This is a genomic window from Pseudomonas sp. X4 (genome assembly GCF_040784925.1).
GTDB classification, from domain to species: Bacteria; Pseudomonadota; Gammaproteobacteria; order Pseudomonadales; family Pseudomonadaceae; genus Aquipseudomonas; species Aquipseudomonas putida_Z.
Genome location: NZ_CP160798.1, coordinates 3,127,545 through 3,149,455, shown reverse-complemented (window position 1 = coordinate 3,149,455; position 21,911 = coordinate 3,127,545). Strand labels below are relative to the sequence as shown.

At 60.0% G+C, this 21,911-nt stretch carries 22 protein-coding genes and 6 tRNA genes; 16 read left to right on the top strand and 12 right to left on the bottom strand.

Going from position 1 to position 21,911, the window contains the following annotated elements; genetic code table 11:
* Positions 1-417: 417 nt before the first annotated feature.
* A complete protein-coding gene (locus ABX298_RS14035) occupies positions 418-645 on the top strand; it encodes a type II toxin-antitoxin system RelE/ParE family toxin (RefSeq protein ID WP_237140965.1) in 228 nt (75 codons plus the stop codon).
* 1 nt (position 646) lies between these two features.
* Positions 647-964: a DNA-binding transcriptional regulator gene (locus ABX298_RS14030; protein ID WP_075043684.1), complete on the top strand. Its 318-nt coding sequence runs from the start codon at positions 647-649 to the stop codon at positions 962-964.
* A gap of 59 nt (positions 965-1,023) precedes the next feature.
* Here ABX298_RS14030 and ABX298_RS14025 read toward each other — a convergent pair whose 3' ends face one another.
* The gene (locus ABX298_RS14025) at positions 1,024-1,953 is read right to left on the bottom strand and encodes a malate dehydrogenase (RefSeq protein ID WP_367393238.1); all 930 of its coding nucleotides are present in this window, start codon (positions 1,951-1,953) and stop codon (positions 1,024-1,026) included.
* 260 nt (positions 1,954-2,213) lie between these two features.
* On the opposite strand from ABX298_RS14025, the gene ABX298_RS14020 reads away from it, so the two are divergent.
* From ABX298_RS14020 to ABX298_RS14000, 5 genes are all read left to right on the top strand, one after another.
* Complete coding sequence (locus ABX298_RS14020; RefSeq protein ID WP_075043682.1) at positions 2,214-2,861, top strand: hypothetical protein; 648 nt, start codon at positions 2,214-2,216, stop codon at positions 2,859-2,861.
* Positions 2,858-3,565 (top strand): nucleotidyl transferase AbiEii/AbiGii toxin family protein, encoded by a 708-nt coding sequence (locus ABX298_RS14015; RefSeq protein ID WP_075043681.1) that lies wholly within the window; start codon positions 2,858-2,860, stop codon positions 3,563-3,565. The genes ABX298_RS14020 and ABX298_RS14015 overlap by 4 nt, the downstream gene beginning before the upstream one ends.
* On the top strand, positions 3,565-4,275 hold the full coding sequence (locus ABX298_RS14010; protein WP_286101001.1) for a hypothetical protein: 711 nt from the start codon (positions 3,565-3,567) through the stop codon (positions 4,273-4,275). The genes ABX298_RS14015 and ABX298_RS14010 overlap by 1 nt, the downstream gene beginning before the upstream one ends.
* 498 nt (positions 4,276-4,773) lie before the next feature.
* Positions 4,774-5,352 carry a hypothetical protein gene (locus tag ABX298_RS14005; protein ID WP_075043679.1) on the top strand — a complete coding sequence of 193 codons (579 nt, stop codon included), beginning with the start codon at positions 4,774-4,776 and terminating at the stop codon, positions 5,350-5,352.
* 45 nt (positions 5,353-5,397) lie between these two features.
* Positions 5,398-5,817 carry an MAPEG family protein gene (locus ABX298_RS14000; protein ID WP_075043678.1) on the top strand — a complete coding sequence of 140 codons (420 nt, stop codon included), beginning with the start codon at positions 5,398-5,400 and terminating at the stop codon, positions 5,815-5,817.
* A gap of 385 nt (positions 5,818-6,202) precedes the next feature.
* Here ABX298_RS14000 and ABX298_RS13995 read toward each other — a convergent pair whose 3' ends face one another.
* A complete protein-coding gene (locus ABX298_RS13995) occupies positions 6,203-6,430 on the bottom strand; it encodes a hypothetical protein (RefSeq protein ID WP_015268870.1) in 228 nt (75 codons plus the stop codon).
* Between the two features lie 633 nt (positions 6,431-7,063).
* Here ABX298_RS13995 and ABX298_RS13990 point away from each other — a divergent pair.
* Entirely contained in the window at positions 7,064-7,837 is a 774-nt protein-coding gene (locus ABX298_RS13990) for an NYN domain-containing protein (RefSeq protein WP_367393237.1), read from the top strand.
* Positions 7,838-8,076: 239 nt separating this feature from the next.
* Here ABX298_RS13990 and ABX298_RS13985 read toward each other — a convergent pair whose 3' ends face one another.
* Entirely contained in the window at positions 8,077-9,267 is a 1,191-nt protein-coding gene (locus ABX298_RS13985) for a multidrug effflux MFS transporter (protein ID WP_286100999.1), read from the bottom strand.
* Positions 9,268-9,410: 143 nt separating this feature from the next.
* On the opposite strand from ABX298_RS13985, the gene ABX298_RS13980 reads away from it, so the two are divergent.
* The gene (locus tag ABX298_RS13980) at positions 9,411-10,280 is read left to right on the top strand and encodes a LysR family transcriptional regulator (protein WP_286100998.1); all 870 of its coding nucleotides are present in this window, start codon (positions 9,411-9,413) and stop codon (positions 10,278-10,280) included.
* 878 nt (positions 10,281-11,158) lie between these two features.
* Here ABX298_RS13980 and ABX298_RS13975 read toward each other — a convergent pair.
* Positions 11,159-11,234: transfer RNA gene (locus ABX298_RS13975), tRNA-Thr, on the bottom strand.
* A 71-nt stretch (positions 11,235-11,305) separates the two neighbouring features.
* A complete protein-coding gene (locus ABX298_RS13970) occupies positions 11,306-11,716 on the bottom strand; it encodes a pilin (protein WP_075043667.1) in 411 nt (136 codons plus the stop codon).
* Positions 11,717-11,932: 216 nt separating this feature from the next.
* Here ABX298_RS13970 and ABX298_RS13965 point away from each other — a divergent pair, with 216 nt between their 5' ends.
* The 4 genes from ABX298_RS13965 to yacG are packed head-to-tail and all read left to right on the top strand — an operon-like array spanning position 11,933 to position 14,830.
* Positions 11,933-13,141 (top strand): type II secretion system F family protein, encoded by a 1,209-nt coding sequence (locus ABX298_RS13965; protein ID WP_286100997.1) that lies wholly within the window; start codon positions 11,933-11,935, stop codon positions 13,139-13,141.
* A 2-nt stretch (positions 13,142-13,143) separates the two neighbouring features.
* Positions 13,144-14,010 (top strand): A24 family peptidase, encoded by an 867-nt coding sequence (locus ABX298_RS13960; RefSeq protein WP_286100996.1) that lies wholly within the window; start codon positions 13,144-13,146, stop codon positions 14,008-14,010.
* A complete protein-coding gene (coaE, locus tag ABX298_RS13955) occupies positions 14,010-14,633 on the top strand; it encodes a dephospho-CoA kinase (protein ID WP_075043664.1) in 624 nt (207 codons plus the stop codon). Before ABX298_RS13960 ends, coaE begins: the two co-directional genes overlap by 1 nt.
* Positions 14,630-14,830 carry a DNA gyrase inhibitor YacG gene (gene yacG / locus ABX298_RS13950; protein ID WP_003260624.1) on the top strand — a complete coding sequence of 67 codons (201 nt, stop codon included), beginning with the start codon at positions 14,630-14,632 and terminating at the stop codon, positions 14,828-14,830. Before coaE ends, yacG begins: the two co-directional genes overlap by 4 nt.
* A gap of 136 nt (positions 14,831-14,966) precedes the next feature.
* Here the strand turns inward: yacG and ABX298_RS13945 are convergent, their stop codons facing one another.
* A complete protein-coding gene (locus ABX298_RS13945) occupies positions 14,967-15,674 on the bottom strand; it encodes an energy-coupling factor ABC transporter permease (protein ID WP_286100995.1) in 708 nt (235 codons plus the stop codon).
* A 133-nt stretch (positions 15,675-15,807) separates the two neighbouring features.
* Here ABX298_RS13945 and ABX298_RS13940 point away from each other — a divergent pair, with 133 nt between their 5' ends.
* The 3 genes from ABX298_RS13940 (at position 15,808) to ABX298_RS13930 (ending at position 18,124) form a co-directional block, all read left to right on the top strand.
* The gene (locus ABX298_RS13940) at positions 15,808-16,437 is read left to right on the top strand and encodes a DUF1780 domain-containing protein (protein WP_013970766.1); all 630 of its coding nucleotides are present in this window, start codon (positions 15,808-15,810) and stop codon (positions 16,435-16,437) included.
* A 133-nt stretch (positions 16,438-16,570) separates the two neighbouring features.
* Positions 16,571-16,744, top strand: coding sequence for a DUF3094 family protein (locus ABX298_RS13935; RefSeq protein ID WP_013970765.1), 174 nt, complete (start codon positions 16,571-16,573; stop codon positions 16,742-16,744).
* 84 nt (positions 16,745-16,828) lie between these two features.
* Positions 16,829-18,124 carry an NAD(P)/FAD-dependent oxidoreductase gene (locus ABX298_RS13930; protein WP_025337608.1) on the top strand — a complete coding sequence of 432 codons (1,296 nt, stop codon included), beginning with the start codon at positions 16,829-16,831 and terminating at the stop codon, positions 18,122-18,124.
* A gap of 177 nt (positions 18,125-18,301) precedes the next feature.
* Here ABX298_RS13930 and ABX298_RS13925 read toward each other — a convergent pair.
* The 6 genes from ABX298_RS13925 to clpB form a co-directional block, all read right to left on the bottom strand.
* Positions 18,302-18,377: transfer RNA gene (locus ABX298_RS13925), tRNA-Lys, on the bottom strand.
* Positions 18,378-18,382: 5 nt separating this feature from the next.
* A tRNA-Pro gene (locus tag ABX298_RS13920) sits at positions 18,383-18,459 on the bottom strand.
* Between the two features lie 47 nt (positions 18,460-18,506).
* Positions 18,507-18,582, bottom strand: a tRNA-Lys gene (locus ABX298_RS13915).
* A gap of 6 nt (positions 18,583-18,588) precedes the next feature.
* A tRNA-Pro gene (locus ABX298_RS13910) sits at positions 18,589-18,665 on the bottom strand.
* A 4-nt stretch (positions 18,666-18,669) separates the two neighbouring features.
* A tRNA-Asn gene (locus ABX298_RS13905) sits at positions 18,670-18,745 on the bottom strand.
* A 397-nt stretch (positions 18,746-19,142) separates the two neighbouring features.
* A complete protein-coding gene (gene clpB, locus ABX298_RS13900; RefSeq protein WP_025337607.1) occupies positions 19,143-21,707 on the bottom strand; it encodes an ATP-dependent chaperone ClpB in 2,565 nt (854 codons plus the stop codon).
* Positions 21,708-21,911 lie beyond the last annotated feature (204 nt).

Sequence of the window (21,911 nt, the reverse complement as noted above, 5' to 3'; positions counted from 1 at the left end):
AGCGGCCTTGTGTCGCGAAAGGGCCGCGACGCGGCCCCAAGATCCCAGAAGTCGAAGCCTCACTTCACCACAGCGAGGCGAATGATCACTCAAACGCCCGAGTAGAAATCTGCTCGAACGCCACTTCGGACATATCCGGCAAATCAACCGACAAGGCCTCACTGCTACCAAGTCTGGAGAATGATCCGGACGAGCGCATGCAGCATGTGCTCGATGAGCTCAGGGAGCGGGTTCAGTGGTTGGCGCCAGGGTTGACCTGGCACGCTACAGCGTTCATCCCATCGCAGTTCCGCCCTTTGAGCATCCGTATTCAACGTTGCATGCTATAAGGGAATCCCGTACATTCATATGCATACAGTAATTGAAACGCCTACGTTCCAAAGAGCCGCTGCCAAATTGTGGTCTGACGAAGAACGCGTGGCTTTCATCGACTGGATTGCGGTCAATCCGCTCGCGGGGGATGTAGTACCCGGTGCGGACGGCGCACGAAAAGTTCGATGGACCCGCGCAGGTTCTGGTAAGTCCGGTGGCACACGGGTGATCTACTTCAACCTGAATGAAGATGAAATTGTGCTGTTGCTTACGGTTTATGCGAAGGCTGAACGTGCCAACATGAGCCCCGCTGAAATCAGCAAGGTGGTGTGAAATGCGTGACATCGATATAGAAAGTGTTGCCAAGGCCATTGAGGCTGATGCGGGTGAGCCATTGCCTGACCTGCGCCAAGCGCTCAAGGAAGCCAAGATTGGCGCTGGGCGAGTAACCACGCCGGAGCAGATTCTGGTTCGCCAGGCCCGCGAACGCTGTGGGCTGACCCAAGCATCATTCGCCGAGCGTATCGCAACACCGGTCGCAACGCTGCGTGACTGGGAGCAAGGTCGCTTCGTGCCGCCAGGCGGTGTGTTGTGCCTGATGCGCCTGATCCTCAAGCATCCTGAGCTGTCACTGGAGCTGGCCGCGATCTGACCACAGGTCCAATTGGGCTTGATCGCCGGCTGCGCGTCGGCGATCAAGCATTTCCCCATTCACAGCGCCTTCATCTCAGCAATATCCCGCGCCACCTGATCTGCAGAATGGTCGAACATCGCCTGCTCCTGCGCATCCAGCGGCAACTCGATCACCCGCGCCAGCCCCTCCCCTGCCAGCACACAGGGCACACCCATGGCGATATCCGTTCGCCCGTACTCGCCCTCCAGTATCGCCACTGCCGGCAATATGCGGTTTCGCCCGTTGGCGATCGCATCCACCATCTGCGCAATCGCCACGCCCGGCGCATCGCAGGCACTGCCCAGCTTCTTCAGCCCCAGGATCTCGCCACCACCCTTGCGGGTGCGTTCGACGATCTGCTCGATCTGCTCGCTGGAGAGGAAGTGCGACAGCGGCACCGAGCCGATCCGGCAATAGCGCATCAGCGGCACCATGCTGTCGCCATGCCCGCCCAGGACCAGCGCCGTGATATCCCGGGCAGAAAACCCGGTCTGCTCGGCGATGAAACACTTCATGCGCGCCGTATCCAGCACCCCCGCTTGGCCGAACACCTTGCTGCGCCCCTGCCCGCTGAGGCTCCAGGCGCGATAGGTCAGCACATCGACCGGGTTCGACACCACCAGTACCGTCGCCGTTGGCGCATGCTGTTTGATGTCCGCCATGATGCTATCGATAATCGGCAGGTTGATGCTCAGCACGTCCTGACGCGATTGCCCAGGCTTGCGCGGCACGCCTGCGGTAATGACCACCAGCTCAGACCCGCCCAGCATTTCAGCCTTGGCCCCGCCGTGAACCCGGGTATCGGAACCCGACTCGACTGCCGCCTGCCACACATCCAGCGCCTTGCCTTGCGCCATTTCGCCCTGCACATCCATCAATACCAACTCCCGGCACAACTCTTCCCGGGCGATGATCTGTGCCGCCGCCTCGCCGACCATGCCGGCACCCACGATTGTCAGTTTGTTCACGTGACACCTCCCAGCGGCGCGCGCCACCAGGAACACGCCTGCAATACACAGAAGTATTGCCCGCTGAGGCGAAAAGGCCACTCGAAGGTGATGTGAGTCCGGTAGGCACGAGGTTGCGAACATGAGCGAAGCCTGTGCCATTCGCCGGAGGGATCGCTTCCGTCCTCAAAGAATATTCATTCCACTGCTTGCACTTCTGCGGCCTGCGTGTTCTCTTTGTCCCATGTCCCGGGACTGGGGACAAATGGATGGAATATCACATGAAAGGTCAAGACATCGGCTTACTACTCAAGCTGGTTTGCCTCCAGCGGCATGAGTCGCATGGCAAGGCTGTAGAAGCGTGGCCGCACGACTGGAAGGACTGGGAGGAGGAAAGTGATGACCAAATCACGCGATACCAAGGGCAGCCAGATTTCTTTGAGGAGAGCCCCCCACATTTATCCTCCTACACCGCCCGTGCACTGGAGCTACAAACTGGCATCAGCAAGACCCAGATCAACATCTCTTTGAAGCACTGCACGCAGATTGGCTTGGTCAAGGCTGACCGCAAGCTGGGCGTACCTAGAGCGAACACCAAGGCCCTGTTTGAGTTCGTCGTTTACGGCCTGAAGTACGTTTTTCCAGCGCGAGCCGGGGAGCTGACTCGTGGCATTGCCACCGGCTTTGCAGCGCCAGTATTGGACAAGAGCCTGATTAGCGCCGGTGAGCACGTGCCGGTCTGGTCCTATGCCCGCGGCAACACCATGGGAATGAAGATCGAGCCACTGTTCAAGACCGCAGCAGATGCCGCTCGAAGAGATCCGGAAATGTACGCCCTGCTGGCGCTTGTCGATGCCATACGGCTGGGACAGCCCCGCGAACGAAACCTTGCGGCAGAACTGCTGCAGGACCGCCTGGAGTTGCCATGAGCGTTTTCAGTACGCTGCGGAGCATGCTGTGCGAGGTTGCTAAAGCCTTGGGGCCCGAACTGCGCCAGCAGATGACCTTTGTCGGCGGCTGCACCACTGGTTTGCTACTCACCGACGATTACACCCGTGAACAAGTACGCAGTACCGACGATGTTGATCTGATCGTGCATGTCATGGGCCCGGTAGGCTTCACCCGTTTGCAGGAGACGCTCAGCGCGCGCGGCTTCCGGGTCAGCCCACAAGAAGATGACGATGACTTCCCCATCTGCGCAATGAGACTTGGCGATCTTCGCGTTGACTTCATGCCGGACGACGATTCCCTTGGGTTCAGCAACCGCTGGTACAAAGACGCCATGGCCACCTCCACGGCCTATGATTTGGAAGAGGGAGTCACTATCAACTTGGTCAACCCCGTGTACTTCGTGGCCACCAAACTGGAAGCCTGGAAAGGGCGTGGACGCGGGGATGCCTTGTCCAGTCGCGACATAGAAGACATCCTGAACTTGATAGACGGGCGCCCGGAACTAGAAGACGAAATCGAATCTGCCGCTGTCGAAGTGCGCGACTACATCAGCAAGGAAATTGGCCAGCTACTGCCTGACGGAAACTTTGAATATGCGGTCAACGCCCAGGCCAGAGGCGATGCGGACCGCGAGAATCTGCTGTTCGAACGATTGGAAACCCTGGCAGGGATGAACCGCTGATGCAGATTGGCTGGATCAGTCGCCAAGGCAAGGGACGACGCTGTAACAACGATGCAGCAGCTTTTGGGCGCAAGGGTAGCTACGTGCTGGCTATGCTTGTGGATGCGGCCGAAAGAGGCGACGGACAAGGCCTCGCTCGGCACTGGTCCCGTACCGTTGTCGACGTTGCGCTTGGAGAGGCCCAGCAGCTGAGCCCCGAAGGACTGGTTAGCATCATGCGTGCCGAGCAGCAGCGCTTGCGTCAAGATTACCTGCATGCGATCGCCAGCTATTGCTGCGTACTCGTCGACTTGCAGCAGCAGTTGCTCCATGTTGGGCATGTTGGCGATGGCCTTGTGGGACTCCAGAGACCCGGATTGGCCATCAGCTGGCTGAACCGACCGCAGAATCTGCAAGAACAGGCCATCTGGCCGGGGGCAACCTCGGGAATTAACGAATCACGGCATCTGCTGACCCGCTCCCTGAACGCCAGGCGTTTTTGCTCTCCGGACTGGCAGATGACCCACCTCCCATTGGATGCACGCCTACTACTGTGCAGTGACGGGTACTGGCATGAACATCTGCATTCGGGTACCGATTTGCAGAGCGTCAACGATGACGCCAGCATGCTGAGCCTGGAGTATGGCGAACCGGTCATCGAACTACAGTCGGACTGCGACAATTTCCGGGAATGCATTCAGGGCACAGTGACTACTGCTTCTTCGGCCTGACGCATTGTGCTGGTCTGCGGCAGTACTGGGTGCCTTCACTAGCACAGCGCTTACCTAATAACTGCGCGGTTCCTGTAGGAGCTGGCTTGCCTGCGATGGGCTGCGCAGCAGCCCCATAACCCTACCCGACAGGAATAAACCACCAGGCGGCCTTGAGCAGAGGGCCAGCCACAATGGTGATATCTGGCCCGATTCATCAATGATCCTGCCTTACGCTCAGGGTCCTGGCCGTTTCGCTCCATCACTTTCCCACACGGCTCACTGGCCAAACGGCTGATGATCCGGATCGCCTGATGGATACCGGCCGTGTTGCGAAAGCTCAGCCGCGGGTAGTGTTCGCACTCAAGCATTTTGTCATGGACCTGGCTCCGCCTAGCTTTTGCCAGACAGCAGGGGTGGCCCTTGCTTCTTGCGTATCCCTTTCTAGTCTTACATGCAGATCCATCCGCGCTGTCGATTCCCCTGGGTTCGGCGGATTGACATCGCGAGAAGATCTCTATGGGTACTATCGTGGATTATGTGGTGTATGTCGTGGCGTCTCAGGAGAGTTGGTTGACTGAGGCCGGTACACTGCTGTCCGCTGTTGCTGCCTTTGCTTCGGTCATAGTGGCTACCCTCGCGTTGCGTTTCAGTCATAAGCAAATAAATATGCACGAACTGCACAACCGTTTGATGGCCACGCCACACCTGTCGCCTTGGAACCGTACTGATCCCACGACCAGAACTTACTTTTTTACGATAGAGAACAATGGCCTAGGTCCAGCGATCATTCGTGAGGTCAAGCTTTGGGTAGATGGTGAGCTATTAGACGGCGAGGGGCCTGACTTGATTATCGCAGCTGGCAAGAAAATGCTTGGGGATATACCTCATGAACAGAGCGCCGAACTATTTGTGGTCGGTGAGTTCATTCCGCCCGGAAGGAAGTTCAATGTTTCCACCGTTGTGCTGCATGACCAGGACCCACAACCCGTCATGGCGATGTCAAAAGCTCGCGTCAGGATGATCGTCCGCTACGACAGTATTCTTGGCGACGCTTATGTGTACGACTCTGATAAATGGCGAGAGAAGCAGGGTTAGCCGCACCGATGACCCCAGTTCGTCGCACGACAGGAACATTGATCGATGACAAACGCCAGCACGATTGCATTGACCGGGCTCATTGCCTGGGCGCTAACACTGTTGGTATTGATGGAGCTGTTGCGCGGTCTGTTAGTTGTTTTCAAGCAATTTCCGGCAAACGGATTCACCCCGGACAACTCCAATCTTTCGCCCTTCATGCAGAGGTTGGCGCGCGCGCACGCCAATTGCCTAGAGGGGCTCCCAATCTTTGGTGGGTTGCTGCTGGTGGCCCTGGTGACCAGACAAACCGCCATTACCGACCCGCTGGCTATTGCTCTGCTCGCAGCGCGCCTGGTTCAGTCATTGGTGCATTTAGTCTCTCTGGCTGTTCCCGCAGTTTTTCTTCGCTTCACGGCTTTTGCCGTGCAGTTGGTAATCGCCGGCTACTGGACGTTTGAGTTGTTGTCAGGCTTCGTTAGCTAACTCGAACTCTTAGGGCGATCCATAGACACTGACGTGTAGTGGCTGGGTTGCCAGCATCGATTGTGGTCCGATTGGCAGTTTCGTACTTTCGCGGATGACCGTTAGGGGTCTATCACTGTCAGTCGCACCGACCAGATCAGACGGGTTCAGTAGCTGCAGATCGTAGTGAGAGCGAGTTCACTCGCGAACACGGACAAAGCCCGTGCCATCCCCCCGCCAGCAAACCCACTGCCACAGGTTCGGCACATCCCCCAAGACCTGCGCGGTCCGTGTAGGAGCTGGCTTGCCTGCGATGGGCTGCGCAGCAGCCCCATAACCAGGCGGCCTTGAGCAGAGGGCCAGCCGTAACGGTGATATCTGGCCCACCGCTCATCAATGATCCTGCCTAACTAACAGGGTCCTGCCCGTTTCGCTCCATCACCTTCCCACACTGCTCACTGGCCAAACGGCTGATGATCCGGATCGCCTGATGGATACCGGCAGTGTTGCGAAAGCTCAGGTGTGGGTTGTGTTCGCACTCCAGCATTTCGTCGTGCTGGACCAGGGCTTCGCCTAGCAGTTCGAGGGTCCAGGCATAGCTTTGGATGGTGGATAGGCGTTCTTGGTCAGTCATGGCGTGCCTCCCTTGTTGCAGAGACGGAGCGAGATTGACTGGAGGTGAGATCGCTGAGGGCCGTCGAGGAACGACGGTGGAGAACGAATGCGAGGATCCTGGACGGACTTGAGATAAGCATCCATGACACTCCAAGTTTTAGTTGGAGCTGCCACGATCCTTCCTACGGGATTGGGTGGCAGCTGTGTATGGGGTAGGAATACCGGGAAACTTGGAAACCCGGCCAGGCCGAAGCCTGCCCACACACAGCCGCCATGACACAGCACGGCAGGCACAAAAAAAGCGCCAGCTGTGGTGCAGGGGCGCCTAGTGCGTGCGCCAAGTTTACCAACGGGTTCCTACGCCCGGTCACGGAATTTTCCGCGACGGAGGAAATTTAGCCTCATGTATCTCGGCCAAGCAAGTGTCAAAGCTGTAGGAAACGTCTCTGAATTATGTGCGAACAGCGTTGAACGCAACCATAAATCCACATCCGATCATCTGCATCAAAATCCCCATTCAAACTTCGAATGCAGCGAACTAGGCTCAGCTGAAATCCCCAAGGTAAGATGAGGTGCACGATATGAACATTGAAAGTGCTGCCAGGGCAGTTGAGCTAGAGTTTGGTTACACAGGGGCTGACCGGGGTACACCGTGGAGTCGAAACGGATAGCACTGCTGATTGACTGCGACAATGTGAGCCATGCATCCATAGGGGGCGTGCTCGATGAGTTGGCCAAGTACGGCATGGTCAACATCAGGCATGCACACGGGAACTGGAGTTCTCCTCTCCTCACTGGATGGGTCGAGAAGATCCACCCGTTCGCCATCCGCCCCATGCAGCAATTTGCTTTCACCAAGGGCAAGAATGCCACTGACTCAGCGATGATCATTGATGCGATGGACTTGCTGTACAGCAAAAACGTCGATGCCTTTGCGCTCATGACAAGCGACAGCGACTTCACCCCGTTGGTGCTTCGGCTGCTGGAAAGCGGCTTGCCGGTCTACGGTTTCGGGGAGAAGAAGACGCCGAAGCCTTTTGTAGATGCCTGCTCGCAGTTCATCTACACAGAGAACCTGCTTGGCGATGATCAGGAGAAAGCAGTTGAAGGCGAAGCGTCGAAAAGCAGTAAACGCACCCGAAACGAGCTTCGCAATGACACATCACTTGTGCGCTTGCTGAGAACTGCGGCAGAGAAGACCGCCGATGACGCAGGCTGGTCGCGCCTCAGCCAGGTCGGTAATTTTATCCGCAACAACAGTTCGTTTTCAGCCGTGAACTACGGGCACCGGACCCTTAGCGATCTCATCCGAACCTCAGAGCTGTTCGAGATCGATATGCGGCAAGGTGGAACGGCGATGTACATCAAAGCTGCTCGGAAATCAAACCCGGTACTGCATTCCCAAACTGAGGTATCCATCTCATGAATTTGTACTTCGGCTGCTGGGGTATCCTCATTTACGCTCTGTGAATTGCCGTTGGCCATCAGAACAGAATTACCAGCAAGGTTACTCGCTGGTTGAACCCGGGTTGATGCTATGTTCAGCCGCTGGGATGATACCCCTCTCACTCACGCGGCAGGGATAGCCAGTGCCTACCACACGTATCGCCAGACTGAAGCGCCTGAGCCAATACCAAAGGCCATCCTGAGGAAACCTGGTAAGGGCTATCTCATGGGGCTATCAACTACGCGCCCGATGTTGTTTGCAGAGAATGGTAAACATGCGAACAATGCGAGCAGACTAAACACCAGTACCGCGCCGCCGAGTACGCTAAAGCTCGTGCCGAAAGCCGCGCTCACGCCCATTGCCATAAGCGCAGCGCTGCCGATCTGGCAGAACCCAACCAATCCCGACGCGGTAGCCGCATACCCATGCTCGCTGGCGATGGCACCGGAGACCGCCAGCGACAGCGACGATCCGTTAGCAAGGCTGACCAGGCACATTGGCAGTACCACAGCCGCAGCGCCAGACCACCCCAATGCCGCGGCAGTGAGAAACGCTGCGCCGCCGAGTACAAAACATGCAATGCCGACAGTGACGATGCGGTCGTAGGGCCAGCGGTCAAGCAATCGCTTCGCCAGCAAGTTCGCGCCAACGATGCCTGCCGTCAGCGGCAAATACAGCCAGCCGCTCTGTTCTTCGCTCAATCCCGCCCGTACAAATAGGAACGGCGACTGTGTCAGATATACGAACCACGCGCAGTAGATCGTGCAGACTACCAGCGTATAGCGGCGAAAGGTACGGTCGCGTAACACATGGCTAAATCCGGCAAAAGGAGAAGTCCGAGTGCGCGCCGACACGGGCAGGGTTTCAGGCAGTAACGTCAAAGCCATCAGCAGCGCCACAGCGCCAAAGGCCGCCACGAACAGGAAGTCGGCCCGCCACCCAAACGCGACGGCCAAATGCCCGCCAATAGCCGGAGCCAAAGCCGGCGACAGCGACACTAATGGATAAACCACCGCATAGACCTTGGCCGAGATGCGCTTATCGCAGGTATCGGCGATAAGCGCCCGGCCGATGACCAGTCCCGCCGCAGCTCCAACCGCTTCAACCATACGCCAAGCCAGGAAGCCTACATAGCTGCCCGACGCCGCGCAGCCCAGAGAACCGATCAGGTAGAGCACACCACCGGCCAGCAATACTGGCTTGCGGCCGTAACGGTCAGACAACGGACCGTAAGCCAGTTGCGAGATCGCCAGTGCCAGCAGGTAGAAAGAAACCGTCTGCGGCATTTGCCAGTCGGCGATATCGAACTCGGTGGTCATGCTCGGCATGGCGGGAAGGTAGATATCCGAAGCAATGAGACCAAAGGTACTCAGCATGGCAACGGTCAGGATAAAAGATAAACGAGGCATGGCGCTCCCAAGCAACCGGTTTGGATTAGTTGCAGATCAAGGGTTCAACGGAATGAACACTATGTTAAGGAGTTGCCTTAAATGCGAAAATGCATGAAATAGCATTCTATGGCTGCATATTTGCAGCAAGGTGAAGAACGGAGATGAACTGGGACGACATACGGATTTTCCTGGCGGTACAGCGTGCCGGCACCCTCCGCGGTGCGGCCCAACATCTGACCATCGACCAGACTACGGTAAGCCGGCGCCTGGCCGGGTTGGAGCAGGCTCTGGGCAGTCGGCTGTTCCTGCGCAGCACTGGTGGCTTGGTGTTGACCGACACCGGTCAGCAGGTAGTGCGTATAGCCGAAGGCATGGAGCGCATGGCCGTCTCCTTCGAGCGGCGCGGTGAAGGCACCGACACGCACGCCTCTGGCGAGGTGCGTGTGACAACCACCGATGCACTCGCCGTGGATTTCGTTGTACCGGCCATCGAACGGTTACGTGCCAGCCACCCCGAGGTGCGCGTGATCTTGACCACTACCACACGGCTGCTCGACCTAGGACGCAGGGAAGCCGATGTTGCCGTGCGCACCCTGCGACCGGAGCAACCCGACCTGATCGTGCGACAACTCGCTCGCTGGGATGTTGGCCTGTACGCAACCCGGAGTTACTTGGAGCAACACGGGGAGCCGAGGCCTGGAGAAGCTTTCGCAGGCCACGACATTGCGCTTTACCAAGAAGGTGTGACAGTGCGCCAGGACGAGACACTGGCTGGCGAATCCAGAGCTCAAGGCCGCGTGGTCGCTGAACTGGATTCAAGCCTGATGCTGGCGACCTTCGTACGCGCTGGTCTGGCCTTAGGCGAGTTACCAGAATATGTAGCCCGGCGTGATTCTGAACTGGTGCGGTTATGGCCTGATCGTCATCGGGCCAAGTCCTATGAGGCGTGGCTGGTTCTACATCAGGACTTGGCCCACACCACCAGAGTACGTGTGGTCGTGGACGCAATCATGGCCGCTTTCAGTGACTGATGGCGGCCCATACAGCACTCGGGAAGACACTAGTCGCGATGCTCAGGCTGGAGAGCTGGGCGCCTGATTATCTGATACGGGTAGTTCACGGCAGGCAGCTCGGTCACCTGCTGGGCCTGCGCCACCTGCACATTTTCGTTGCTCCTGCGCTTTCTCGTCAGACCTGCTGGCCCATCCTGGCCTGACCCACGTTCGCCGCCAGGGTCAGGTCGCCCTAGGTCTGCCCCTGTTCCGCTGCCAGGTATACTTGGTTCCCGCGGACGGCGGCGGACGTACTTGCCCGGCTCTGTACCGCGTCGAGAACCAGCCCATAGTGTCGTTTTCCACACACTGGCGCGTATCGAGTCGATCGATATTGGTAGTTTCGTCGAGGCTGGCCAGACCAAGGCAATGCCCACAGCGTTCAGGGTATCTCCGTTTCGGAGACACCTTTGCCGTAGGCGCGTGGAGATATCCACCATCCCTTAGCTGTGGTGGTGACCATGGCCCGCGTTGCAGCCCAAAGGGCAGCGCCATCTCCCGAAGGGTATGCAGTGGGTCTACGGGTTGTGTGATGGCCAGGCGGGGTCCGCAGATGTAGATCATGATGGAAGGCTTAGCAAACTGAAAATATCTCTAACCGGTGAAAGCACTATCTAAAAAAAATTCGCTAAACGCCCCTAAAACACTGGGCGAAAGCCAAATGCGAGCCACCCATTATCTTGAAACCCGTGCAATCGGAAGTGAAAAGCAGCTAACCATTCACTCAAGCGAAGTGGTGGGCCGAAGGTAGCCTGATCGGCCAAAAGCAGAATGTGGCAGAAACAAAAATACCCGCACAAGGCGGGCATTTTTGGAGGGGCCGAAACCAGGAAAACCTGCATCGTGCCAACAAGATCTGGTGCCGGAGACAGGAATCGAACCTGCGACCTTCGCGTTACGAGTGCGCTGCTCTACCGACTGAGCTACACCGGCGTGTAGCGCAACGTACCACTGCTCGCACCCGTTACGCAAACCCCTGTTTCCGCTAGTTTATTGCCCCACCCTCAAGGCGCCTTGCACCCCTTCGGCGCCAGGTCTTCCTCGATGTTGGTCGTACACGCCCACCCAGTAGCCGAACGCGTCAGGGTCAGTGCCTTGCCGAGCACAGTAGCCGGCGCATCCACCAGCGTGCACACGATGCTCCCAGTGCCATCCGCCGCCTTGCCGCTAGCCGTGATCGCACAGTGCGCCGTCGCTGGCTGGCCACCCAGCGCGGCTACATCCGCAACATCCTTCCCATCATTCAACCGCAGATCCATCGCGGTCTTCAGCGCGCTGATCTCCAGCAACCCAGCCGCGGCCTTGGAGCGTGACTGGTGGTTGGTGTACATCGGTAAGGCGATGGTCGCCAGAATGCCGATGATCGCGACGACGATCATCAGTTCGATCAGGGTGATACCGCGTTGCCCTTTCATGAACGTTTTCCTTTTTGATACGCGTACTCGTTGAGGTCAGGCTCGACCCCGGCTGGCAGCGGCGCAGTAGGCCTGAACAGACACCTTTTGTCACCCCTGCCCGCTCGGGCGTCGTCTTCGCTGAACTACTCTAGTGAGCATCTCGGACGCACGCCCTTGCATGGGCGCGGCAAGCTGTTTCCAGGCTTGTCGCACGGGCAGAAAAAGGACCTTTGCATGACCCAATCCACACTCCTCTACACCTGGCACGGCACCGACGCCAACGGCACGCCGGTCAGCGGGCAAACGTCCGGGCGCAGCCCGGCCTATGTGCGTGCCGGGCTTATCCGCCAGGGCATCAAGGTCGCCAGTTTGCGGCCTGCCGGTGGGCTGACATTCAGTTTGCCGAAACGGCGGGCAAAGGCCGACCCGGCGGGGTTCAGCCGGCAGTTGGCGACCCTGCTCAAGGCTGGGGTGCCTCTGCTGCAGGCATTCGAGGTGATGGGGCGCAGTGGCTGTGATGCGGCGCAGGCGGCATTGCTGGATAGATTGAAACAGGATGTGGCCTCGGGCCTGGGGCTGGCAGATGCGTTGCAGCGCCACCCGGGCTGGTTCGATGCGCTGTACTGCAACCTGGTACGGGTGGGTGAGCAGTCCGGCACGCTCGACCGGCAGCTGGAACAGCTGGCAGGCATGCTGGAGCAGCGTCGGGTGCTGCACAAGAAGGTGCGCAAGGCGATGATCTACCCGTTCCTGCTGTTACTGACTGGGCTGGGGGTGTCGGCGATCTTGTTGCTGGAGGTGATTCCGAAGTTCGAGAGTATGTTCTCGGGCATGGGCGTGGCGTTGCCGGCATTTACCCAATGGGTGATCGACTTGTCCACAGGGCTGAGCCGGTTTGCGCCGCTGTTGCTGGTGATGGGTGTGGTGCTGGGTGTTGCCATGCGCCAGCTCTACCGGCAGCACGCGCCAGCGCGCCTGTGGATATCTCGCCGGGTGCTAGGTTTGCCGGTGTTCGGCACGCTGCTGGGGCAGGCGGCGCTGGCGCGGTTTGCGCGCAGCCTGGCAACGTCCTACTCCGCTGGGGTGCCGTTGCTGGATGCGCTGGGCACGGTGGCCAGGGTCAGTGGTGGCGACCTGCATGAACAGGCGGTGTTGCGGCTACGCCAGGGTATGGCCAATGGGCAGGGGCTGCACCAGGCGATGGCCGCTGAGCCGCTGTTTCCGCCGCTGCTGGTGCAACTGACGGCCATCGGGGAATCCAGCGGCACGCTGGACCAGATGCTGGAAAAAGCCGCCAGTCATTACGAGGAACAGGTCAGCCAGGCGCTGGACCAGTTGACCAGCCTGCTGGAGCCGGCCATCGTGCTGGTCCTGGGCCTGCTGGTGGGCGGCCTGGTGGTGGCGATGTACCTGCCGATCTTCCAGTTGGGTAGCTTGATCTGAACATGACTTTATGGACTTTGCTGGCTGAGCAGCCGGCGTACTTTCTCACCCTGGCCACGGTGCTGGGCCTAGTGGTGGGCAGTTTTCTCAATGTGCTGGTTTACCGACTGCCGATCATGCTGGAGCGGCAATGGCAGCGTGAGGCGCAGGAAATGCTGGAATTGCCGATCACGCCGCACGAGCGTTTCGACCTGTGGCTACCTGCCTCGCGCTGCCCGCATTGCGAGCATCGAATTCGCGCGTGGGAGAACATTCCGGTCATCAGCTACCTGGCCTTGCGCGGGCGTTGTTCAGCCTGCAAAACCCGCATCAGCCCGCGCTACCCGTTGGTGGAGGTGGCCAGCGCGCTGCTGTCGCTGGTGGTGGCCTGGCGCTTTGGTGCTTCGCCCGAGGCCTTGCTGGCGCTGCCGCTGACCTGGTGCCTGCTGGCCCTGAGCCTGATCGATGCCGAGCACCAGTTGCTGCCGGATGCGCTGGTGCTGCCGATGCTGTGGCTGGGGCTGATCGTCAACGCCTTCGGCCTCTATATCCCGCTGACCAGCGCGCTGTGGGGCGCGGTGGCCGGGTACCTCAGCCTTTGGACGGTGTACTGGGTGTTCAAGCTGGTTACCGGCAAGGAGGGCATGGGCTATGGCGACTTCAAGCTGATGGCGCTGATCGGGGCCTGGGGTGGCTGGCAGGTGTTGCCGTTGACCTTGCTGTTGTCGTCGGTGGTCGGGGCGCTGGCTGGGCTGTGTCTGCTGCGTCTGCGCCGCCATGCCATGGGTACGGCGATCCCGTTCGGCCCCTATCTGGCGATTGCGGGGTGGATTGCCGTGCTCTGGGGTGATGAAATATACGCTTCATACACACAACTGCTTGGATTCTGATGACCACTGCGGCCTTTACCCCCTGGATTCTCGGCCTGACCGGCGGCATTGGTAGCGGCAAGAGCGCCGCTGCCGAGCGTTTCGTCGAGCTTGGCGTGCACCTGGTCGATGCCGACCAAGCGGCGCGTTGGGTTGTCGAGCCTGGCCGCCCGGCACTGGCCAGCATCGTCGAGCGCTTCGGCGCCGGCGTGCTGCAGGCCGACGGCCAACTCGATCGTGCCGCCCTGCGCCAGCTGATCTTCGCCGACCCGGCGCAGCGCAAATGGCTGGAGCAATTGCTGCACCCGTTGATCGGGCAGGAGATTTTCAGCTACCTGGCCAAGGCGGAGTCGCCGTATGCGGTGTATGTGTCGCCGCTGCTGATCGAGTCGGGCCAGTACCAGAAGACCCAGCGGGTGCTGGTGATCGATGCGCCGCAGGAGCTGCAGGTGGCGCGTACTCTGGCGCGTGACAACACCAGTGCCGAGCAGGTGCAGGCCATTCTCAAGGCCCAGCTGGCCCGCGAGGAGCGCCTGCGCCATGCCGATGATGTGGTGGTCAATGACGGCGACCTGGCCGCGCTGCATCAGCAGATTGACCGCCTGCACCACTTTTACCTGACTTTACGAGGAGGCCAGCCATGAGCCAGCCATTGACCGTCGATTGCCCGACCTGTGGCGCACCTGTGGAATGGAACGAGAAAAGCCCGTTCCGGCCATTCTGTTCGGACCGTTGCAAGCTGATCGACCTGGGGGCCTGGGCGGCGGAGGAGCACAAGATTCCGGGGGCGGAAGAGTCCGAGGACGAGCTGTACTCGGGGGACCTGGAGCCGCGGCATTGATCCGATAGCCAAGTTGTCCTTCAGGGCCCTTTCGCGGGTGAACCCGCTCCCACAAGGACCTCACGGTTCTTAAGGCTGGTGCAATACCTGTGGGAGCGGGTTCACCCGCGAAAGGGCCAGTACAGCCACCAGAGAATCAACGATCATCCTCCTTCCACGGCGCCTGCAGATACCGCGTGCGGTTGAAGGTTTCCAGCCACTCCGGGCAAAACACCACCAGCGCGCTGATCACCGTGCCGTTGATGAACGCTTCGGGGAACATCATCAGCCACAGGTAGCCGACAAAATCGCTGAGCCACTCCGGCATGGCGAAGCGCCCGTCCAGCCACAACAGCCCCAACGCAGCCGACAGGCAGGCCAGCACGGTCAGTGCCGCCGGGAAGAACCCCGAACAGAAGATATACACAAACAGGTTCTGCGGCTGGGCGCGCTCGACCCCTATCGCGCACGCCTCGGCTATCAGCACCGGCAGGCCAACCAGCAACAAGCCATTCACCCCCAGCGCCGCCAGGTCCTGGCGCCCCAGCGCCAGCAAGCCGAGCTGGGCCATGAACCCGCCCAGCACCGCCAGTGGCCAGTCCAGCAACAGCGTGACCGCCGTCATGCCAATGAAGTGGTACGACACCCCTGTATCGAAATCGCGTCGCACCAACCACAAGGCAAACAGGCAGAACACCGTGCCAAACAGCAGATGCTGGCGGCGCCGGTCAGTGAACAGCTCAACCCAACGCACCTGGCTGACCGCCCAGATCAGCAACGGCACATATCCCAGCCAGCCAAGCGTAAGGGTGGTGCCGGACAACACCTGCGCGCTGATCACCTGAGGAATGCCCCTTGCAGCCATGTGGATAAAGCCGAGTCTACACCCATTCTCGGTTTCATCTGGCAGGGGTAGCGCAACAGTGCGCCGGTACCGGGCTGATTCCTGCGCACAAACAGCATCTTATCGTCATCGATTAGCGGCTAAGCTTGTCTGCATGGATGACTCAGACTACCTGCGCCTGCTTACCATCCAGGCGGAACAAGCCAATGCCTTTCTCTCCAACGCCCGCAAGTGGGAGCGGGAGCGTTGGGTGTGCCAACGCCTGTTGCAGGGGCTGAACATCCCCTACCGCAGCGAGGACTTCACCCCGGCCGGGCAAGAACCGCCAGACGTACTGTTCCGCGACGCGGCGTTCGAGGTGTTTTTCGTGCTCGACGAGGGCCGCCGGCTCAACGACGAATGGCGCGAAGAACTGCAGCGCCGGCGCAGTGCATTCTCCCTGGCGCAGCTGGTACGCCGCGAAGCGCGCCCGCGGCGCATCAGTGCCACCGAGCTGCTGGGGCGGCTGGCGCCGACCTTGCGCAAGAAGGCGCACAACTACCGGGAACGCGGGCTGGAGCTGAACGAGCTGGACATCATTGCCTTCGCCAGCCTCAAGCGCGAAGTGCTCGACCTCAACACTCACTTCCCGCCGCCCACCGAATACCTGCGCCAAGGCTGGCGCTCGCTGTCGCTGGTCGGGCCGACCTTTGCCCGGGTGCTCTTCGCCCACCCCGACGCGCCGGACTTCCTGCGCGGCAACCTGGGCCGCAGCATTGTGTTCGACGTGGGCATCAGTCTTTGATCCAGTGCAGCGAATGTTTGCGATGGCGTACACTCGGCGCCAGATATAGAAAGCATTATCATTTGTTTCAAGCGCTTGCGTGAACGCTGTAGCGTTTACGCAGTCACAAACGTCTACCTGACGAGGCCCTACCATGACCAGCCGCCTGAATCCGGAAGATCAGCGTCGTGTCGATGAGTATCTGCGAGCCCCCCAGCACCAAGTCGAGCGCAGGCCCTTCCGGCCGTGGCTGCTCCTTGTGCTGGTGGTGGCCGTGACCATCGGGTTGGGTCTCATCAGCCGCCTGCTCAGTGGACTGGTGCTATGAGCTGCTTCGCGCTCGCCCTCCCCTCGTGCAGTTTGCGGCCGGCCCCCGGGGCCACGAATTCCGTAAACCTTATGAGATATCCCCATGACTCATCGCATCGTGATTGTCGGCGGCGGCGCCGGCGGCCTGGAACTGGCGACCCGCCTGGGTAAAAGCCTGGGCAAGCGCAAGCAGGCCGAGATCACCCTGGTCGACGCCAACCTCACACACATCTGGAAGCCGCTGCTGCACGAAGTGGCCGCCGGCTCGCTGAACTCCTCGGAAGACGAACTGAACTACGTGGCCCAGGCCAAGTGGAACCACTTCAACTTCCAGCTGGGGCGCATGAGCGGCCTGGACCGTGAAGGCAAACAGATTCAACTGGCCGCCACCCTCGACGAAGAGGGCCGCGAGCTGCTGCCTGCGCGCACCCTGGGCTACGACACCCTGGTCATTGCCGTGGGTTCCAACACCAACGACTTCGGCACCCTGGGCGCGGCGCAGCACTGCCTGTTCCTCGACACCCGCAAGCAGGCCGAGCGTTTCCACCAGCAGTTGCTCAACCACTACCTGCGTGCCCATGCCGGTGATGTGGCGAGCGAGAAGATCAGCGTGGCCATCGTTGGCGCCGGTGCCACCGGTGTGGAACTGGCCGCCGAGCTGCATCACGCGGCCCACGAACTGGCGGCCTATGGCCTGGACCGCATCCAGCCCAAGGACATGCACATCACCATTATCGAGGCGGGCCCGCGCGTGTTGCCGGCACTGCCAGAGCGCATCAGCGTGCCGGTGCACAAGACCCTGGAAAAGCTCGGGGTGAAGGTGATGACCAATGCCGCCGTCAGTGAAGTGACCGAGGATGGCCTGAAAACCAAGGACGGTGAAGTGATCCAGGCCAGCCTGAAGGTGTGGGCGGCCGGTATCCGTGCGCCGGGTTTCCTCAAGGACATCGATGGCCTGGAAACCAACCGCATCAACCAGTTGGTGGTGCGCCCTACCCTGCAGACCACGCGCGACGACAATATCTTTGCCTTCGGTGACTGCGCCGCCTGCCCGCAACCGGGTAGCGACCGCAACGTGCCGCCACGTGCCCAGGCGGCGCACCAGCAGGCTTCGATGCTGGCGCAGAGTTTGAAGGCGCGGCTGGAGAACAAGGCGCTGCCGACCTATGAGTACAAGGACTACGGTTCGCTGGTATCGCTGTCGCGCTTCTCGGCGGTGGGCAACCTGATGGGTAACCTGATGGGCAGCGTGAAGCTGGAGGGCTGGCTGGCGCGGATGTTCTACGTGTCGCTGTACCGGATGCACCAGATGGCGTTGTACGGGTTCTTCCGTACGGCGTTGATGATGCTGGGTAGCAAGATTGGCCGGGGTACCGAGCCGCGCCTGAAACTGCACTGACAGACACCAGCATGCCCTGTGGGAGCGGGTTTACCCGCGAATGCGATGGTGAACCTGCTGCCGCATTCGCGGGTGAACCCGCTCCCACACAGGGCTGTGTAGGCCCAAGAGCGCATTCTTGTGGGATAAATTCAACGCAAAAAAAAGGGCATCTCATGCGAGATGCCCTTTTTTTCATGGTGGGTCGTGTAGGATTCGAACCTACGACCAATTGGTTAAAAGCCAACTGCTCTACCAACTGAGCTAACGACCCGGAAATGGTCGGGGTGAGGGGATTCGAACTCCTGACATCCTGCTCCCAAAGCAGGCGCGCTACCGGACTGCGCTACACCCCGTGATACTTAAAGAAAAAGGGCATCTCGCTTGAGATGCCCTTTTTACATGGTGGGTCGTGTAGGATTCGAACCTACGACCAATTGGTTAAAAGCCAACTGCTCTACCAACTGAGCTAACGACCCGGAAAATGGTCGGGGTGAGGGGATTCGAACTCCTGACATCCTGCTCCCAAAGCAGGCGCGCTACCGGACTGCGCTACACCCCGAGATTGGCTCCGCGACCTGGACTCGAACCAGGGACCCAATGATTAACAGTCATTTGCTCTACCGACTGAGCTATCGCGGAACTGAACTTCGGTACATCTTTACAGCTTCGAAGCTTGTGTTAGCTTCGGTCTCTTTGGCTACCCGCTTTCGCGTTGTCGCTGCTGAGGCCGGCTATTCTACATTCTTCGTTTTGCTTGTCAACCACTTTTTTTCATTCAACTTACTGATTTGTAAGTTGTTTTGCGGTCACCGATGTTGCTGGTGATTCGCTTAGTGCCTGACAACGCGGCGTATATTAGGGGCACTCGATTTTAGATGCAAGCAAAAATTTCAAAAATTTCAGCAAGTTATCCAGGAAGCCGGAAAGGCCCGGATTTGCTGGGGCTGTGAGGGCCTCTTCGCGGGCATGCCCGCTCCCACAGGTACGGCACAGGCAAAAAAAAGCCCCGCAGATGCGGGGCTCATGGTGAAACAGATCAGCCGAAGACGATTTCGTCGCCCTCCACCTTGGCGGTAATCGCCGTCCCCGGCATGAACTTGCCTGCCAGGATCAACTGCGCCAACGGGTTTTCGATCCAGCGCTGGATGGCCCGCTTCAGCGGCCGTGCGCCATACACCGGGTCGTAACCCACGGCAATCAGCTTGTCCAACGCCTCCGGGCTCAAGCTCAGCGACAGTTCGCGCTCCAGCAGGCGGCTGCGCAGGCGGCCCAGCTGGATTTCGGTAATGCCGGCAATCTGCTCGCGGCCCAGTGGCTCGAACACCACCACTTCGTCGATACGGTTGATGAACTCCGGACGGAAGTGCGAACCCACCGCATCCATCACCGCCGCACGCTGTGCCTCGCGGTCACCCACCAGTTCCTGGATCTGCGCCGAGCCCAAGTTGGAGGTCATCACGATCACGGTGTTGCGGAAGTCCACGGTGCGCCCGTGGCTGTCGGTCAGGCGGCCGTCTTCCAGCACCTGCAGCAGCACGTTGAACACATCCGGGTGGGCCTTCTCCACCTCGTCCAGCAGCACCACCGAGTATGGCTTGCGCCGTACCGCCTCGGTCAGGTAACCGCCCTCTTCATACCCTACATAGCCTGGTGGGGCACCGATCAGGCGAGCCACGGAATGCTTCTCCATGAACTCGGACATGTCGATGCGCACCATCGCCTCTTCGGTGTCGAACAGGAACTCGGCCAGCGCCTTGCACAGCTCGGTCTTGCCCACCCCGGTCGGGCCAAGGAACAGGAACGAGCCACTCGGCCGGTTCGGGTCGGACAGCCCGGCACGCGAACGGCGCACGGCGTTGGCCACCGCGGTTACCGCCTCGCCCTGGCCGATCACGCGCTGGTGCAGCAGCTCTTCCATCTTCAGCAGCTTTTCACGCTCGCCTTCGAGCATCTTGGCCACCGGGATACCGGTCCACTTCGACACCACTTCGGCAATTTCTTCCTCGGTGACTTTGTTGCGCAGCAACTGGTTTTCGGTCTTGCCGTGCTGGTCGACCATCTGCAGGCTGCGCTCCAGGTCCGGGATTACCCCGTACTGCAGCTCGGCCATGCGGCTCAGGTCGCCTTTGCGACGGGCGGTCTCCAGCTCCTGGCGGGCCTGCTCGATCTTTTGCTGGATCTGCGCCGAACCCTGCACCTCGGCCTTCTCGGAGGCCCAGATTTCTTCCAGGTCGGCGTACTCACGCTCCAGCCGGTCGATTTCCTCGGTCAGCTTCTCCAGGCGTTTTTTCGCCGCTTCGTCTTCTTCCTTCTTCAGCGCCTGCGATTCCACCTTCAGCTGGATCAGGCGACGGTCGAGGCGGTCGAGCACTTCCGGCTTGGAGTCGATCTCCATACGGATGCGGCTGGCCGCTTCGTCGATCAGGTCGATGGCCTTGTCCGGCAGCTGGCGGTCGGTGATGTAGCGATGGCTGAGCTTGGCCGCAGCAATGATGGCGCCGTCGGTGATGGCCACCTTGTGGTGCACTTCATAGCGCTCCTTCAGGCCACGCAGGATGGCGATGGTGTCTTCCTCGCTCGGCTCCTCGACCAGCACCTTCTGGAAGCGGCGCTCCAGGGCCGCGTCCTTCTCGATGAACTGGCGGTACTCGTTCAGCGTGGTGGCGCCAACGCAGTGCAGCTCGCCACGGGCCAGGGCCGGCTTGAGCATGTTGCCGGCATCCATGGCGCCCTCGCCTTTGCCGGCGCCGACCATGGTGTGCAGCTCGTCGATGAACAGGATGATCTGGCCTTCCTGCTTGGACAGCTCGTTCAGCAGGCCTTTGAGGCGCTCTTCGAACTCGCCGCGGTACTTGGCACCGGCAATCAGCGCGCCCATGTCCAGCGCCAGCAGGCGCTTGCCCTTGAGGCCGTCGGGCACTTCACCATTGATGATGCGCTGGGCCAGGCCTTCGGCGATGGCGGTCTTGCCTACGCCAGGCTCACCGATCAGCACCGGGTTGTTCTTGGTACGGCGTTGCAGCACCTGCACGGTACGGCGGATTTCGTCGTCACGGCCGATCACCGGGTCCAGCTTGCCTTCTTCGGCACGCTTGGTCAGGTCGACGGTGTACTTGTCCAGCGCCTGGCGCGATTCCTCGGCGTTGGCGTCGTTGACGGCCGCGCCGCCGCGCAGGTTGTTGATGGCATTTTCCAGGGCCTTCTTGGTCACGCCCTGGCTCAACAACAGCTTGCCGAGCTTGCTGTTCTCGTCCATGGCGGCCAGCAACACCAGCTCGCTGGAAATGAACTGGTCACCCTTCTGCTGGGCCAGGCGGTCGGCCTGGTTGAGCAGGCGGGCCAGGTCCTGCGACATGTTCACGTCGCCGGTGGGGTTCTGGATTTTCGGCAGCTGGTCGAGTTCTTTCACCAGCGCCTGGCGCAGGCTGTTGATGTCGAAACCTACCTGCATCAGCAGCGGCTTGATCGAACCGCCCTGCTGCTCGAGCAGTGCCTGCAACAGGTGCACGGGCTCGATGGCAGGGTGGTCCATGCCAACGGCCAGGGATTGGGCATCGGATATTGCAAGCTGCAGCTTGCTGGTCAAACGGTCTATTCGCATGGGGTACCTTCCTTTAAAGGGCAGGTCGGAGCGATGGACAGCGCCTGTTTATGAAGAAACCTGCCTGAGATGACCTTATAGATAAGGCTGATTCTGGAAGATTCAAGCGTAGCGGGGTTGACCGGGGTCAACCTGTTGGATTAGTGCTGGGCCATTCGCGGGTGAACCCGCTCCCACAAGTACTGCTCCGCTCTCAGGGGCTGT

Bases quoted from the DNA above. Each gene is read 5' to 3' on its own strand.
- ABX298_RS14030 (WP_075043684.1), top strand. From the start codon at position 647: ATGCGTGACATCGATATAGAAAGTGTTGCCAAGGCCATTGAGGCTGAT.
- ABX298_RS14020 (WP_075043682.1), top strand. From the start codon at position 2,214: ATGAAAGGTCAAGACATCGGCTTACTACTCAAGCTGGTTTGCCTCCAG.
- ABX298_RS14015 (WP_075043681.1), top strand. From the start codon at position 2,858: ATGAGCGTTTTCAGTACGCTGCGGAGCATGCTGTGCGAGGTTGCTAAA.
- ABX298_RS14010 (WP_286101001.1), top strand. From the start codon at position 3,565: ATGCAGATTGGCTGGATCAGTCGCCAAGGCAAGGGACGACGCTGTAAC.
- ABX298_RS14005 (WP_075043679.1), top strand. From the start codon at position 4,774: ATGGGTACTATCGTGGATTATGTGGTGTATGTCGTGGCGTCTCAGGAG.
- ABX298_RS14000 (WP_075043678.1), top strand. From the start codon at position 5,398: ATGACAAACGCCAGCACGATTGCATTGACCGGGCTCATTGCCTGGGCG.
- ABX298_RS13995 (WP_015268870.1), bottom strand. From the start codon at position 6,430: ATGACTGACCAAGAACGCCTATCCACCATCCAAAGCTATGCCTGGACC.
- ABX298_RS13985 (WP_286100999.1), bottom strand. From the start codon at position 9,267: ATGCCTCGTTTATCTTTTATCCTGACCGTTGCCATGCTGAGTACCTTT.
- ABX298_RS13980 (WP_286100998.1), top strand. From the start codon at position 9,411: ATGAACTGGGACGACATACGGATTTTCCTGGCGGTACAGCGTGCCGGC.
- ABX298_RS13970 (WP_075043667.1), bottom strand. From the start codon at position 11,716: ATGAAAGGGCAACGCGGTATCACCCTGATCGAACTGATGATCGTCGTC.
- ABX298_RS13965 (WP_286100997.1), top strand. From the start codon at position 11,933: ATGACCCAATCCACACTCCTCTACACCTGGCACGGCACCGACGCCAAC.
- ABX298_RS13960 (WP_286100996.1), top strand. From the start codon at position 13,144: ATGACTTTATGGACTTTGCTGGCTGAGCAGCCGGCGTACTTTCTCACC.
- coaE (WP_075043664.1), top strand. From the start codon at position 14,010: ATGACCACTGCGGCCTTTACCCCCTGGATTCTCGGCCTGACCGGCGGC.
- yacG (WP_003260624.1), top strand. From the start codon at position 14,630: ATGAGCCAGCCATTGACCGTCGATTGCCCGACCTGTGGCGCACCTGTG.
- ABX298_RS13945 (WP_286100995.1), bottom strand. From the start codon at position 15,674: ATGGCTGCAAGGGGCATTCCTCAGGTGATCAGCGCGCAGGTGTTGTCC.
- ABX298_RS13940 (WP_013970766.1), top strand. From the start codon at position 15,808: ATGGATGACTCAGACTACCTGCGCCTGCTTACCATCCAGGCGGAACAA.
- ABX298_RS13935 (WP_013970765.1), top strand. From the start codon at position 16,571: ATGACCAGCCGCCTGAATCCGGAAGATCAGCGTCGTGTCGATGAGTAT.
- ABX298_RS13930 (WP_025337608.1), top strand. From the start codon at position 16,829: ATGACTCATCGCATCGTGATTGTCGGCGGCGGCGCCGGCGGCCTGGAA.
- clpB (WP_025337607.1), bottom strand. From the start codon at position 21,707: ATGCGAATAGACCGTTTGACCAGCAAGCTGCAGCTTGCAATATCCGAT.